We start from the raw sequence: 13,321 nt of genomic DNA, 5'->3' as shown, positions 1-13,321 counted from the left end.
GTAGATGCGGTTCGCGCTAGCCCGCGTCCGACCGCGGCGGTTGCGCCGCAGGAAGCGCAACGGCCTCGCCAGTCTTCGCGATCGCGTAGCCCCGTGCGCGCAACTGTTCGCCATCGGCCGCGCTGCCATAGTGATAGAGCACGAGCTGCCGGCGCAGGCCTTCGTCGTACTCGCGCTCCAGGTCATCCACGCCGCTGTGCGACGGATTGCCGACCAGCCCGCAATCGTGCAGAACGCACTCATCGGACGCCGCGTACTGCGCCAGCATTTCGGGCACCGGCCGGGTATCGCCGGTGAACACGAAGCTGCCGTAAAGCGCCAAGCCGAACGACGTGCCCGGCCGGTGGTGCCGGGTGGGAAACACGTCGAACCACCAGCCGTCCAGCCAGAAGCCGCGGCTGCACGGCACCAGCCGGAACGCTTCCCAGAAATTGACGCCGCCCTCGGCCAGCACGCCCGGATAGTCGGCCACGCGCGCCTGCAACCAAGGCACCAGCGCGGCGTGGGTGAACACGCGGACGCTGCCACGCAGCACATCGTCGAACCAGAGCCGGGTGAACAGCCGCTCCATGCCGCCGACGTGGTCCAGGTGCGTATGGGTGAGGTAGATCGCGCGCGGCAGCTCGCCGTAGGCGGCCTTGTATCGGTCCAGCGTGTCCGGACCGCAGTCGATCAGCAACACGGGCTTGCCGTCGCGCTCGAGCACCGCGGCCGACGAACCCAGCTCGACCGCATGGGCGGCGCCGACGCCGAGGAAGCGCAACGACCAGTTCATGCGCCCATCGTCCGTTCGTAGCCGTAGACCAGCGGGCCCCAGATGGCCGCCTGGAAATCGGGAATCCGTTCGACGGCGCCGAGCTTGACCAGCGAACGGCGCAGCCGCGCCAGGTTCGCCAGCCGCCAGGCCTCGGCCGGGTTGCGCAGCGTGCCGCGGTCGAAGTCGATCAGGTAAAGCGCGCCGGGCGTGACCAGCACGTTGTGCGCGTTGAGATCGGCGTGCCGGATACCCTCGCGATGAAAGCGCGCGACCAGCGCACCGGTCTCGCGCGCCAGGTCGGCATCCAGCCGGCCGTCGGTCAGGGACTGCGCCAGCGTGCGCGCGTCGTCGATGCGCCGGGTGATCAGATCGGCGGTATAGGACAACCCGCGGCGGCGGTAACGCGCCGCGACCGGTTGCGGGGCCGGCAGTTCCAGGGCAGCGACGTGCGCCAGCAAGCGGAACTCGGCGAAGCTGCGGGTGTGCGCGGCCCCGGTCCACAGGTAGCTGTCGCGATTGAACCTCGCGACCAGGCCGCCGCGGTGGTAGTGCCGCAGCACGCACGTGCCGGCCGGCGTATCGATCACTGCCACGCCGCCGCGTCCGCCCCCCTGCGCCTCGAGCGCGCCGCGGGCGCGCCAGTAGCCGGTGTCGAACCAGTCGCCGTCGACCGGCAGCGATGCATCGGACAGCACCGCACCGCCGGCTTCCTCGCGGATCTGCTCCTGCATCATCATGTGCGGTCGAAGGAGACGTTCATGCCGGTCGATTCTAGCCCAAGCCCCCTGCCCGCTCCCGCCGCGCTGTGCCTGCTGCGCACCTCGGCGATCGGCGATGTCACCCACGTCGTGCCGCTGGTGCGCACGCTGCAGCAGGCCTGGCCGCAGACCGCGCTGACCTGGGTGGTGGGCAAGCTCGAACGCAAGCTGGTAGGCGACATCGAAGGCGTGGAGTTCGTGACCTTCGACAAGCCGGCGGGCTGGCGCGGCATGCGCGAGGTGCACGCCGCGCTGCGCGGGCGGCGCTTCGACGCACTGCTGCAGATGCAGGTGGCGCTGCGCTCGAACCTGTTGAGTCTCGGCGTCTCCGCCAGGCGCCGCATCGGCTATGACCGCGCACGCTCGAAGGACCTGCACGGCCTGGTCGTCGACGAACGCATTCCCGCGCGCACCGGCGAGCACGTGCTCGATGCGATCGGCAGCTTCTGCGAGCCGCTGGGCCTGAAGCAGACGCAGGTGCGCTGGGATATCCCGATTCCCGACGACGCACGCGCCTGGGCGGAACAGCAGCTGCCGGGCGGCACGCTCACGCTGCTGGTCAGCCCCACTTCCAGCCATGCCCTGCGCAACTGGTATCCGGAACGCTACGCGGCGGTGATCGACCATGCGCTGGCCCGTGGCTGGCGCGTGGTCCTGGTCGGCGGGCCCTCGCCCGGCGAACGGACCATGGCCGATGCCGTGCTGGCGGCCTGCAAGCGCCAGCCGCTGGACCTGACCGGCAAGGACACGCTCAAGCGGCTGCTGGCCATGCTCGCCCGCGCACAGTTGCTGCTCACGCCCGACTCCGGGCCGATGCACATGGCCAACGCCGTCGGCACCAAGGTGCTCGGCTTGCATGCCGCAAGCAACCCTAGCCGGTCCGGACCCTATTCGGACCGCAGCTGGTGCGTGGACAAGTACGACGAGGCCGCGCGACGCTTCCTCGGCAAGCCGGCGAGCGAACTGGCGTGGGGGACGAAGATCGAGCGGCCCGGCGTGATGGGTCTGATCGGCGTGGACGACGTGGTCGAGCGCTTCGAAGCGTTCGCGTCCTCGCATGCGCTCCCCTGAGCGCTTCCCCTCACCGCGACGCGGGAGGGGTGCGGACCCGGGGATTCAAGCAGCTCGTCACGCGCCCGGCGCGCGGTAGTCCTGGTAGGACTTCTCTTCCACCAGTTGCGAGCCCAGCTTGAGGTTGATCTCGCGCTTGACCGCCGCGCGCACGTCGTTGCGGAAGTACACCGAACGCGCCAGCTCGACGAACTCGGCATCGAAGGCCTGCGCCTTTTCCTTCAGGCGGATGCGGTCCTCGATGTCCCACAGCGCCTCGTTGACGGCCAGCAGCCGTGCGCGCTCGTCGGCGATGTCGGTCTGCGAGGCGGCGTCGTTGGCCCAGGTCGCGTTGAGCAGGTCCAGCTCGTTGCGCACGTTGGCGAGCTTGGCCGGATCGCTGATCTGGCGCGCCTTGATTTCCAGGATGGTGATCTTGTCGATCAGCTCGCCGTAGGAGACCGGGACTTGGATGAGGCTCATGGGGACTCCTAAGAATCAGGGATAATCGACGACGTCGGCGACCAGCCACGGGTGGGCCGCGGCGGCGAACGCGCGCTGTTGCTGCAGGGCGCAAGCAGCGCGGATGTCGCCGTCCATCGCGCGATCGCGGTGCATGAAGGCGATCCGCTCGCGCAACAGGGCATGGGCGGTCTGCACGGCGGTGCCGGCGTGGAAGTTCTCGCTGGCAGCCAGTGCCGCCATCAGCTGACGCACCTCCTGCTCGAACTGCGCGTAGTGCGGATGGTCCTCGCGCGGCGCGTTGCCGATCTTGGCAGCCAGCGCGCGCCAGTCGCCGCGTGCGGCCAGGCGGCGCGCGGCGTTGAGCATCTCGCGGCGGTAGTCGAGCGCCTGCGCCGCGGTGTAGAGCTCCAACGCCAGCACGTGGCCCAGGTCTTCCATCATCTCCAGCACGTGGCGCGCCTCGTTGGCGCCCATCGACACGTGGTCCTCGGCGTTGGCGCTGGTGGGAACCGAGTACACGCTGGCCGGATGCGCGCGCGTGGCCAGGTCGTTGACCAGCGCCGCGGCGGTGTACTGCACGATCATGAAACCCGAGTCGGTGCCGTCCTCGTTGCCGGTGAGGAACGCCGGCAGGCCGTCGTTGGTGGCCGGATCGACCAGCTTGTTGAGGCGGCGCTCGGAGATCGACGCCAGCACCGGGATCGCCGCCTTCACGTAGCTCATCGCCAGCGCCAGCGGCATGCCGTGGAAGTGGCCGGCCGAGATCACCTGCTCCTCGATGAACTGCGCGCCCTCGGCGTCCGGGAAGATCAGCGGATTGTCGGTCACCGAGTTGAGCTCGATGTCGATCACGCGGCAGGCCTGCGCCCACGCATCGCGCACCGCGCCGTGCACCTGCGGCATGCAGCGCAGGCAGTAGGCGTCCTGCGGCTGGTGCTTCTTGCCGCCCTTGAAGGGCAGGAAGCGGGCGTAGAAGGCTTCGCGGCCGTGGCGCTGGTTGGCGGGCACCCAGTCCCAGCCGATGTCGAAGGACAGCGCCTGGTCTTCCGGCAACGCCCACGCCTCGGCCGACCACGGCTTGAAGCGCGGCACCAGGTGGTAGGGGATGTCGACCAGCGTCGACCCTGCCAGCAACTGGCGCACGTGCGCCGCGGCGTCGACCTGGCCCGGATGCGGACGCAGCGCATGCACTTCGGGCCGCAACGCGCCGCTGCGGCCGGCGAAGGCATCTAGCGACATCGACGCGGCGAGATCCGCCACGCCAAGGAGATACTCCAGGTCGTCCAGCGCCAGCACTGCGGTGGCCAGCATCTGCGCCGTGCCGTTGTTGAGCGCCAGCCCTTCCTTGAAGGACAGGCGGATCGGCTCCAGCCCGGCGCGCTTCAGCGCCTCGGCGCCCGGCACGCGCTCGCCTTCGAAGAACGCCTCGCCGCCGCCCAGCAACACGATCGCCAGGTGCGAAAGCGGCGCCAGGTCGCCGCTGGCGCCGACCGAGCCCTTTTCCGGCACCACCGGCACCACGCCGCGGTTGAGCACCGCGGTGAGCGCTTCGAGGGTCGACACGCGGATGCCCGAATGGCCGCGCATCAGCGTGTTGATGCGGATCACCAGCATCGCCCGCACCACCTCCGGCGCGAACGGTTTGCCCACGCAGACGGCGTGGGTGACGATCAGGTTGTGCTGCAGCTCCTCCATCAGGCTCGCACCGCCCCTGGCCGCATCCTGCGTCACCAGCTCGTCGCGCAGGCGGTGCCCGCCGAGCAGCTTGTCGGCATTGCTGCCGAAGCCGGTGGTGACGCCGTAGGTCGGTTCGCCGCAACTGACCTTTTCGGCCAGGAAGTCGGCGGCGTGCTGCACGCGCTCGAGCTGCGTCGGCTCCAGCGCCACCGCCGCGCCATGGCGCGCCACCGCGACGAGCTGTGCGCGGGTGAGGCTGCGGCCATCGAGAATGATCTTGTCCACCGGTGCTCCGATTCGTTTCCTGGATTGGGCGCCCTGCCGAGTCCCTGACTCACTGCCCCATGGCAGCGGCCTGTTCGAGCTCCACCCGCAGCGCTTTGGCCAGCTCGCCGCGCGCGACTTCGAACTGGTCGCCGCGACGCAGGTCCTTGACCGTCACCACGCCCTTGGCCAGCTCGTCTTCGCCCAGCACGACGGCGAAGCGGATGCCGGCGCGGTCGGCGTACTTGAACTGCCTGGCCAGCTTGCCGCTTTCGAGCACCACCTCGGTGGCGATGCCCGCCGCGCGCAGTTCACCGGCAATCGCCAGGTAGGCGGGCAGTTGCTCCGGGTCCATCTGGGTGACCAGCACGTCGACGGTGCTGCGCGCCGCGCCCAGCAGGCCGGCATCGCGCAATTGCCAGAACAGGCGGGTCAGGCCGATCGAGATGCCCACGCCGGGAAGCTTCGACTTGGTGTACTGGCTGGCCAGGTTCTCGTAGCGGCCGCCCGAGCAGATCGAGCCGATCTGCGGGTGGTCGTTGAGTGTGGTTTCGTAGACGGTGCCGGTGTAATAGTCCAGGCCGCGTGCGATCGAGAAGTTCAACGCGAAATGCGATTCGGGCACGCCGAAGTCGCGGATCAGGCCCAGCACTTGCTTCAGCTCCGCCCGGCCCTGTTCCAGCGCCTCGGGGCCGCTGCCCAGCGCGTCGAGCCTGGCGAACGCATCGTCGAGCGACGTGGAACGCACCTGCACGAAATCCAGGATCTTCGCCGCCACGTCCGCCGACAGGCCGAAGGCCTCGCCCGTGAGCGTATCGCGCACGTAGTCCGCGCCACGCTTGTCGAGCTTGTCCACCTCGCGCAGCACCAGCATCTGCTGCTCGCTGTCGGCCAGCCCCAGGCTCTCGAAATAGCCGCGCATCAGCTTGCGGTTGTTGAGCTGGATGGTGAACGCGCCGATGTCCAGTTCGCGGAACACGCTGTAGATCACCGCCGGCAGCTCGGCGTCGTAGCGCGTGGTCAGGCTGTCCTTGCCGATCACGTCGATGTCGCACTGGTAGAACTCGCGGAAGCGCCCGCGCTGGGCGCGCTCGCCGCGGTACACGCGCTGCATCTGGTAACGGCGGAACGGGAAGGACAGGTCGTGCTCGTGCTCGGCCACGTAGCGCGCCAGCGGCACGGTAAGGTCGAAGCGCAGCGCCAGCTCCGGCGTGCCCTCCTTGGCCAGCGCGCCGGTCGACTGCACGAAGTACACCTGCCGCTCGGTCTCGCCGCCGGTCTTGGTCAGCAGCACGTCGGAGTACTCGATCACCGGCGTTTCCACCGGCAGGAAGCCGAAGCGCTCGAAGTTGCGGCGGATGGTGTCGAGCATGCGCTGGAACGCGATCTGGTCCAGCGGCAGCAGCTCGAGCACGCCGGGCATGGTGCGGGCCGGGGTAAGCGCCATGGAATCCTCTGCTTGCGGGTAACGGACGCGCGGCCAGGCCGCGCAACGGCAGCCGCCTAGGTTAGCAGATGGCCACGCGCCGCCCGGCGCGCGCCGCGGGAAAATTTGGCGCGGGGATGTTGCCAAGCTTTCGCCGGCTCACTAAGATACGCGGCTCCACGGGGTGTAGCTCAGCCTGGTAGAGCGCTACGTTCGGGACGTAGAAGTCGCATGTTCGAATCATGTCACCCCGACCAAGGTTCGAGGAAAGGCCACCGCTAGCGGTGGCCTTTTTCTTTTCGCCCTCGGCAAAAGCCGCGCCTCGCGCAACGACGAACCCGGCGGCCGCGCCCGCCTCAGACGGCCAGCGCAGCGAGCTGGTCCATTTCCTCTGCGTCGAAGCCCGCGGCGAGCCGCGCGGAACGGTTGAAAGGCCCGCGCACGTTGCCGCCCATGTACTCGCGCAGCAGCCGCACGAACGTCGCGCGCGGCTCCGCCCTGTCGCGCTCGCAGCACCATCGGAACCAGCGCGTGCCCGCCGCCACGTGGGCGACCTCCTCGCGCAGGATGACCTCCAGGATCGCGATGGTGCGCTCGTCGCCGACGCCACGCAGGCGTTCGATCATGCCGGGGGTGACGTCCAGGCCGCGCGCTTCCAGCACGCGCGGCACCAGCGCCATGCGGGCGAGGTCGCTGTGGGCGGTCTTTTCGGCCATTTCCCACAGGCCATTGTGGGCGTCGAAGTCGCCATAGGCGTGGCCGAGCTCGGCCAGGCGTTCGCTGAGCATGGCGAAGTGGCGCGCTTCGTCGTCGGCGCAACGGGCCCAGTCCCGGTAGTACTCGATGGGGAAGTCGCGGAAGCGGTAGACCGCGTCCCATGCCAGGTTGATGGCATTGAATTCGATATGCGCAATGGCATGGACCAGCGCGGCGCGGCCTTCGGGCGTACCCAGGCCGCGCTGCGGTAAGCGGCGCGCCTCGACCAGGCGGGGGCGTGGCGGCCGGCCCGGCGCCGCGATCGGTTCCGGGGGGGATGCCTGTGCGTCAGGGCGCAGCTCACCTGCCTGCAATGCCCTCCACGTATCGTGCGTCAGCCGGAGCTTTTCGTCCGGATCGCGGGCGTCGAGGCAGCGCCGGGCCGCTTGGTGCAGGTCGGTCATGGGGCAAGTCTACGCCGCGGCCCGCGTTGCCAGCGCAACACAGTAGCCGCATAGTGGCGCTCCATCACTTCCAGGGAACGGGACATGTCGAAACTTCGTGCCATCGAGATCAAGGCGTTCGTGCCTGCGCGCGACTACGACGCATCGCGGCGCTTCTATGCCGACATGGGCTTCGAGGAACGGTCCAACTTCGACGGCGTGGCCTACTTCGCCCTGGGCGAATGCAGCTTCCTGCTGCAGCGCTTCTATGAACAGGCGCACGCCGACAATTTCATGATGCACCTGCTGGTGGATGACGCCGATGCCTGGCACCGGCGCCTGGTCGAACAGGACATCGTGGGCCGCTATCGCGAGCACAACGTACGCATGACCGCGCCGGCCGACCGGCCGTGGCGCATGCGCGACTTCCACCTGATCGATCCGTCGGGCGTGCTGTGGCACATCGCCCACAATATCGGGTGAGGAACGTCAGGCGCTGCGGCGGGCGGCCTTGGCGTCGTCGGAGCGAAGCATCTCGATCTGCTGCAGGTAGTCGCGGTCCAGGCCGGTGACGTACTCGCCCGAGAAACACGAGGTGTCGAACTGCTTCAGCTCCTCGTTGCCGTCCTGCACCGCCCAGACGAGGTCGTCCAGGTCCTGGTAGATCAGCCAGTCGGCGCCGAGCAGTTGCTCGACTTCCTTCTCGGTCTTGCCGGCGGCGACCAGCTCGCTGGCCGAGGGCATGTCGATGCCGTACACGTTCGGGTAGCGCACCGGCGGCGCGGCGGAGGCGAAATAGACCTTCTTCGCCCCGGCATCGCGCGCCATCTGGATGATCTGCTTGGAGGTGGTGCCGCGCACGATCGAGTCGTCGACCAGCAGCACGGTCTTGTTGCGGAACTCCAGGTCGATCGCGTTCAACTTGCGGCGTACCGATTTCACGCGGTCGCCCTGCCCCGGCATGATGAAGGTGCGGCCGACGTAGCGGTTCTTGACGAAGCCCTCGCGGAACGGCACGCCCAGCACGCCGGCCAGCGAGCTGGCCGCGGTGCGCGCGGTGTCGGGGATCGGGATCACCGCATCGATGCCGTGGTCCGGGCACTCGCGCATGATCTTCTGCGCCAGCTTCTCGCCCATGCGCAGGCGCGCCTTGTAGACCGAGACGTCCTCGATCATCGAGTCGGGGCGCGCCAGGTAGACGTACTCGAAGATGCACGGCGCATGCACCGCGCCCTCGGCGCAACGGCGTGCGTGCAACTGGCCGTCGACGGTGATGAAGACGGCCTCGCCCGGCGCCACGTCGCGCACGCGCTTGAAGCCCAGCACGTCGAACGCGACCGACTCGGAGGCCACCGCGTACTCGCGCCCTTCCGGCGTCACGCGCTCGCCCAGCACCAGCGGACGGATGCCGTGCGGATCGCGGAAGGCCAGCAGGCCGTAGCCCTGGATCAGCGCCAGGCAGGCGTAGCCGCCGCGCGCACGCGCGTGCACGCCGGCGACCGCCTTGAAGATCTGGTCGGGCGTGAGCGCCATGCGGTCCTGGATCTGCAGCTCGTGCGCCAGCACATTGAGGAGCACCTCGGAATCCGAATCGGTGTTGATGTGCCGGCGGTCGTCCTGGAACATCTCGCGGCGCAAGGCCTCGGTGTTGACCAGGTTGCCGTTGTGCGCGAAGGCGATGCCGTAGGGCGAGTTGACATAGAACGGCTGCGCCTCGTCGGCATTGTCCGAGCCGGCGGTCGGATAGCGGCAATGGCCCAGTCCGATGTGTCCGCCCAGGCGGCTCATGGCGCTCTGGTTGAACACGTCGCGCACCAGGCCGTTGCCCTTGTGCAGGCGCAGGTGCGCGCCATCGACGGTGACGATGCCGGCCGCGTCCTGGCCGCGGTGCTGCAGCACCGTGAGTCCGTCATAAAGCGCCGATGCCACTTCGGTGGTACCGACGATGCCGATGATTCCGCACATGTTGGATGCCTGCTAGGAAACGCTTGGATTCAGTTGAGCGTGGCCGCCTGGACGGCCGAAAGGACAGATTGCGCCGGCGCGGGTGAACCGCCCGGCAGCGCCGGCAGCATGCCCGGCGGCAGCTTGGGCAGCTGCGCCGGCGGATGCAGGTAGCGGCGCACGCTCTCCGGCACCCGGTCGCCCAGCCAGCCGGCCGCGCCGGCGAACTGCGGCAGCAGCAGCGAGTGCTGCCAGCCGGCCTCGCGGGTGAGCGCGGTGAAACCGGCCAGGAACACCACCAGCGTCACCAGCAGCGCGCCGCGCGCGAAACCGAACAGCATGCCCAGCAGGCGGTCCAGCCCGCCCAGGCCGGTGCTCCACAGCAACCGCCGCGCGATGAAACGCAGCAAGGCGCCGACGATCAGCACGACCACGAAGCACAAGCCGTAGCCGAGCAGGATGCGCGCCGCCGGCAGCGAAATGCTGTGCTCGAACTGCGCCGCCACCATCGGCCCGAAGGTCCATGCCACCCAGAACGCGACGACCCAGCTGGCCAGCGAAAGCACCTCCGACACCAGCCCGCGCCACAGCCCGACCAGTACGGACAGGGCCAGCACGCCGAGGATGGTGTAGTCGATCCAGTTCATGCCGCCCCCGTGGACCGCGCCTTACGGCACGCCCACCACGTTGCCAGCCATGCCCAGCTTGGCCTTGATCTGGTCGCGCACGCGCTCGGCGTCGGCGCGCTGGGTCTGCGGACCGGCGCGGACGCGCCACAGGGTGCGCCCGCCGCTGGTGACCGAATCGGTGAAGCCGTCGAAGCCCGCCGCGCGCAGCTTGTCGCGCAGTGCATTGGCGTCCGCCTGGCTGCCCATCGCCGCCACCTGCACCGCGTAACCGCCGGCGCGTGCCGGGGTCCCGGCGGGTGCGGCGGCCGGCGCCGCGACGACATCACCGTGTTGGTCGCTGGCGCCACTTTCAAGGTGCGCCGGTGCGCCCGGGATGCTTTGCGTGATCTTCAGCCGCGCGGCCTCGGCGGCCGTGCGGGTGGCGAACGGCCCGGCGGTCACCAGGGTGAGCGCCTTGCCGCCTTGGCGGATCGGCGCGCCGGCGACCGGGTAGCCGAGCGCACGCACCTTCTGGATCAGCCGCTGCGCGCCGGCGCTCGAATAGGCGCTGAGGTTGAGCGTGTAGTTGCCGTTCGCGGCCGTGCCGGCGGTATCCGGCGGCGTGCTGTCGGCCTTCGGCGGCTGGGCCGGAGGCGTGGCCTTCGCGGGCGGCGCGGGCGGCGGAGCCTGCGCGGGTGGCGCGGCCGCCTCCGGTTCCATCTCCACGTCGTGCGGGCGGCGCGAGGCGATGTCGACGGTGGCCAGGCGGTCCGAGGGGGCCGCGGCAGCCGACTGGCTGCGCGCGGGAATCACCGGCGCCGCCGTGCCGCTGCTGGCCGGCGCGTCCGGCGTCAGGCTCATCGTGCGCGTCTGCAGGTCGCGGTCGGGCGCCGGCGGAATCGCCAGGCTCACCGCCTGGTCACCCGTGGTGGCGGGCGGTGTACTGGAGAAGAACATCGGCACGAACAGCACCGCCAACGCGATCAGGACGAAGGCACCCAGCAGGCGTGTTTTCAAGACTGAAGCTCCAAGGCGGTACGGCATGCAACAGCGGGATTATACCTGCCCGTGGCCCCGCCACGGTCCGCTCAGCCGACCGGTTCAGCCAGCACCGCACCGGCGACGAAGAACGAGCCGAAGGCCAGGATGCATTCGCCCGGCCGCGCCTGCGTACGTGCTGCGGCGAGCGCGCGCGGCACGTCCGCGTGCGCGTCGAACGCCGCCTGCGGCAAGGTCTGGCGCAAGGCCTCGGTCAACGCGCCGATCGGCATGCCGCGCGGGGAGGCCTGGTCGAGCCCGGCCAGGTGCCATTGGTCGATCCGCGAACCCAGCGCCGCGAGCACGCCGGCCACGTCCTTGTCCGCCAGCGCGCCGTACACCGCGTGCACCCGCGGGAAACGGCGAAGGTCGAGCCAGTCGGCCAGCGCGCGCGCGGCCTGCGGGTTGTGGCCGACGTCGACCACCAGCGCCGGATCGCCGCCCAGCGATTGCAGGCGCGCTGGCACCTGAACCGCCATCAGGCCGTCGGCGGCTGCCTCGCCGAGCGCCATCGGGGCGAGCTCGCCGGCACCGTCCAGCGCGTGCAGCGCGGCGATCGCGGCGGCGGCGTTGGCGTATTGCACCGGCGCGGCCAGCGACGGATCCGGCAGTTCGAAAGCGGCGCCGTCGCGATGCTGCCAGCGCCAACCCTGTGCGTGACGCTCGACGTAGAAATCGTGGCCGGCACGCTGCACCTGCGCGCCGCTGGAAGCCAATGCGTCGAGCAAGCCAGCCGGTGGGTCCGCCTCGCCGACGATCGCGGGTCGGCCGCGCCGGGCGATGCCGGCCTTCTCGCGGCCGATGCTGTCGCGGTCGCTGCCCAGCCAGTCCATGTGGTCCATGTCGATGGTGGTAATCACCACGGCATCGGCGTCGATGATGTTGACCGCATCCAACCGGCCGCCCAGGCCCACTTCCAGGACCGCCACGTCCAGGTCCGCGCGTGCGAACAGGTCGAGCGCGGCAAGCGTGCCGTACTCGAAGTAGGTCAACGGGATGCCGCTACCGCTGGTGCGCGCCGCCTCGATGTGCTCGAAGGAGGCGATCAGCGGCTCGTCGCCGACATCGCGCCCGTCGATGCGCACGCGCTCGTTGTAGTGCAGCAGGTGCGGCGAGGTGTAGCAGCCGACGCGCCGACCGGCCGCACGCAGCATGGCCTCCAGCAATGCCACGGTGGAGCCCTTGCCGTTGGTGCCGCCGACGGTGATCACCCGCTGCGCCGGCGCCGGTGCGCCCATCCGCTGCCATACCTCGCGTACGCGGTCGAGGCCGAGCTCGATGCTGTGGGGGTTGACGTGTTCCTGGTAAGCCAGCCATTCGGCGAGCGTGCGGGGCATCAGGGGGTCTCTTGGGTTGGGGCGGCGCGCAGCTTAAGGCATCCGGGGACGCGTGGTGCTGGCGCTTGCTCCGGGTTTTCGATCCTGCCAGGCGCTTTCGCGACTTTGGTTCGCCTGCGGCTGGCTTCCGATCACCCGCGGCCCGGGTGCGATCGTGCGCGAGCGACGGGGCGGGACATCAAGGCCGATGCCTGCGCAGCGCGTTGTTCTGCTCCCTCTCCCCTCCGGGGAGAGGGCTGGGGTGAGGGGCCGGGGCTCGCGGGGGGGGCTGCGGGGGCGTGTTGCTTGTGTGTCGCTCTTGCGGGGCGCCTCCGCGACTGGGCTCGCCTGCGGCGGGCTTCCGATCGCCTGACGGCGCTCGGGTCACTTTTCTTTGCTGGCCCAAAGAAAAGTAACCAAAAGAAACGGCCTGCTCAGCACGGGGTGAGATAAAAGCTAGGTGCCCTTGCGCCTTGCCGGGTGGGTCTCTTGCTCTTAGAGGAGCTGCCGCCGCTATACCGCGGGCGCTCGGGAGCTGAGGCAAGGGAGGATCATTCGCCGTGTGTGATTCGCCGCAGTGAGCGTCACTTCAATCGACGGTTTGCGTGGGATAGCCGATCACTTGCTGGTGGGCTGAAGCTCACCCTGCGGTGCGCTGAGTAGGGTGGGCTTCAGCCCACCAGCTCCTCAACCGCAGCCATCACCGTCGCGGACACGACGCCCGCGCAACGAAAACAGTGGCCGACGCCGATACCGTCAAACACACGGCATGCCTCCCTCGCCTCAACTCCCGAGCGCCCGAAGGTAAAGCGGCGGCAGCTCCTCTATGAGCAGGCGCGTACCCATCAAGGCGAGGCGGCACCTAGCTCTTATCTCACC

General features: G+C 69.4%; 12 protein-coding genes and 1 tRNA gene. 3 read left to right on the top strand and 10 right to left on the bottom strand.

What is annotated here, in order from left to right:
• Positions 1 to 16: 16 nt before the first annotated feature.
• Together AAIL17_RS16255 and AAIL17_RS16250 are read right to left on the bottom strand one after the other, a co-directional pair.
• A complete protein-coding gene (locus tag AAIL17_RS16255; protein WP_424683901.1) occupies positions 17 to 775 on the bottom strand; it encodes an MBL fold metallo-hydrolase in 759 nt (252 codons plus the stop codon).
• Positions 772 to 1,494 carry a 3-deoxy-D-manno-octulosonic acid kinase gene (locus AAIL17_RS16250; RefSeq protein ID WP_424683900.1) on the bottom strand — a complete coding sequence of 241 codons (723 nt, stop codon included), beginning with the start codon at positions 1,492 to 1,494 and terminating at the stop codon, positions 772 to 774. Before AAIL17_RS16250 ends, AAIL17_RS16255 begins: the two co-directional genes overlap by 4 nt.
• A gap of 21 nt (positions 1,495 to 1,515) precedes the next feature.
• Here AAIL17_RS16250 and AAIL17_RS16245 point away from each other — a divergent pair, with 21 nt between their 5' ends.
• On the top strand, positions 1,516 to 2,586 hold the full coding sequence (locus tag AAIL17_RS16245) for a glycosyltransferase family 9 protein (protein ID WP_424683899.1): 1,071 nt from the start codon (positions 1,516 to 1,518) through the stop codon (positions 2,584 to 2,586).
• Between the two features lie 57 nt (positions 2,587 to 2,643).
• Here the strand turns inward: AAIL17_RS16245 and AAIL17_RS16240 are convergent, their stop codons facing one another.
• From AAIL17_RS16240 to hisS, 3 genes are read right to left on the bottom strand one after another with little or no spacing between them, the layout of a single operon-like run.
• Positions 2,644 to 3,048, bottom strand: a complete 405-nt coding sequence (locus AAIL17_RS16240) for a DUF6165 family protein (RefSeq protein ID WP_424683898.1) — start codon at positions 3,046 to 3,048, stop codon at positions 2,644 to 2,646.
• 15 nt (positions 3,049 to 3,063) lie between these two features.
• Positions 3,064 to 4,992 (bottom strand): HAL/PAL/TAL family ammonia-lyase, encoded by a 1,929-nt coding sequence (locus AAIL17_RS16235; protein WP_424683897.1) that lies wholly within the window; start codon positions 4,990 to 4,992, stop codon positions 3,064 to 3,066.
• Between the two features lie 49 nt (positions 4,993 to 5,041).
• Positions 5,042 to 6,418 carry a histidine--tRNA ligase gene (gene hisS, locus AAIL17_RS16230; protein WP_424683896.1) on the bottom strand — a complete coding sequence of 459 codons (1,377 nt, stop codon included), beginning with the start codon at positions 6,416 to 6,418 and terminating at the stop codon, positions 5,042 to 5,044.
• Between the two features lie 159 nt (positions 6,419 to 6,577).
• Here hisS and AAIL17_RS16225 point away from each other — a divergent pair.
• Positions 6,578 to 6,654: transfer RNA gene (locus tag AAIL17_RS16225), tRNA-Pro, on the top strand.
• 99 nt (positions 6,655 to 6,753) lie between these two features.
• On the opposite strand, the gene AAIL17_RS16220 is transcribed toward AAIL17_RS16225, so the two are convergent.
• Positions 6,754 to 7,557 (bottom strand): ferritin-like domain-containing protein, encoded by an 804-nt coding sequence (locus AAIL17_RS16220; protein ID WP_424683895.1) that lies wholly within the window; start codon positions 7,555 to 7,557, stop codon positions 6,754 to 6,756.
• Between the two features lie 84 nt (positions 7,558 to 7,641).
• Between AAIL17_RS16220 and AAIL17_RS16215 the strand changes: the two genes are divergently transcribed.
• Positions 7,642 to 8,019: a VOC family protein gene (locus AAIL17_RS16215; RefSeq protein WP_424683894.1), complete on the top strand. Its 378-nt coding sequence runs from the start codon at positions 7,642 to 7,644 to the stop codon at positions 8,017 to 8,019.
• Between the two features lie 6 nt (positions 8,020 to 8,025).
• On the opposite strand, the gene purF is transcribed toward AAIL17_RS16215, so the two are convergent.
• From purF to folC, 4 genes are all read right to left on the bottom strand, one after another.
• On the bottom strand, positions 8,026 to 9,501 hold the full coding sequence (purF, locus tag AAIL17_RS16210) for an amidophosphoribosyltransferase (RefSeq protein WP_424683893.1): 1,476 nt from the start codon (positions 9,499 to 9,501) through the stop codon (positions 8,026 to 8,028).
• Between the two features lie 29 nt (positions 9,502 to 9,530).
• Positions 9,531 to 10,127: a CvpA family protein gene (locus tag AAIL17_RS16205; protein ID WP_424683892.1), complete on the bottom strand. Its 597-nt coding sequence runs from the start codon at positions 10,125 to 10,127 to the stop codon at positions 9,531 to 9,533.
• Between the two features lie 21 nt (positions 10,128 to 10,148).
• Positions 10,149 to 11,105: an SPOR domain-containing protein gene (locus AAIL17_RS16200; protein ID WP_424683891.1), complete on the bottom strand. Its 957-nt coding sequence runs from the start codon at positions 11,103 to 11,105 to the stop codon at positions 10,149 to 10,151.
• A 71-nt stretch (positions 11,106 to 11,176) separates the two neighbouring features.
• Complete coding sequence (gene folC / locus AAIL17_RS16195; protein WP_424683890.1) at positions 11,177 to 12,463, bottom strand: bifunctional tetrahydrofolate synthase/dihydrofolate synthase; 1,287 nt, start codon at positions 12,461 to 12,463, stop codon at positions 11,177 to 11,179.
• Positions 12,464 to 13,321: the final 858 nt, after the last annotated feature.

This window comes from Frateuria sp. YIM B11624 (genome assembly GCF_049727805.1).
In the GTDB taxonomy this organism is placed as follows: Bacteria; Pseudomonadota; Gammaproteobacteria; order Xanthomonadales; family Rhodanobacteraceae; genus Frateuria_A.
Note: the sequence above shows the minus strand (reverse complement) of the source record. Positions and strands in the feature narration are given on the sequence as shown.

What these genes read in the sequence shown, in the direction of transcription:
- AAIL17_RS16255 (WP_424683901.1), bottom strand. Translation starts at nt 775, where the DNA reads ATGAACTGGTCGTTGCGCTTCCTCGGCGTCGGCGCCGCCCATGCGGTC.
- AAIL17_RS16250 (WP_424683900.1), bottom strand. Translation starts at nt 1,494, where the DNA reads ATGATGATGCAGGAGCAGATCCGCGAGGAAGCCGGCGGTGCGGTGCTG.
- AAIL17_RS16245 (WP_424683899.1), top strand. Translation starts at nt 1,516, where the DNA reads ATGCCGGTCGATTCTAGCCCAAGCCCCCTGCCCGCTCCCGCCGCGCTG.
- AAIL17_RS16240 (WP_424683898.1), bottom strand. Translation starts at nt 3,048, where the DNA reads ATGAGCCTCATCCAAGTCCCGGTCTCCTACGGCGAGCTGATCGACAAG.
- hisS (WP_424683896.1), bottom strand. Translation starts at nt 6,418, where the DNA reads ATGGCGCTTACCCCGGCCCGCACCATGCCCGGCGTGCTCGAGCTGCTG.
- AAIL17_RS16220 (WP_424683895.1), bottom strand. Translation starts at nt 7,557, where the DNA reads ATGACCGACCTGCACCAAGCGGCCCGGCGCTGCCTCGACGCCCGCGAT.
- AAIL17_RS16215 (WP_424683894.1), top strand. Translation starts at nt 7,642, where the DNA reads ATGTCGAAACTTCGTGCCATCGAGATCAAGGCGTTCGTGCCTGCGCGC.
- purF (WP_424683893.1), bottom strand. Translation starts at nt 9,501, where the DNA reads ATGTGCGGAATCATCGGCATCGTCGGTACCACCGAAGTGGCATCGGCG.
- AAIL17_RS16205 (WP_424683892.1), bottom strand. Translation starts at nt 10,127, where the DNA reads ATGAACTGGATCGACTACACCATCCTCGGCGTGCTGGCCCTGTCCGTA.
- folC (WP_424683890.1), bottom strand. Translation starts at nt 12,463, where the DNA reads ATGCCCCGCACGCTCGCCGAATGGCTGGCTTACCAGGAACACGTCAAC.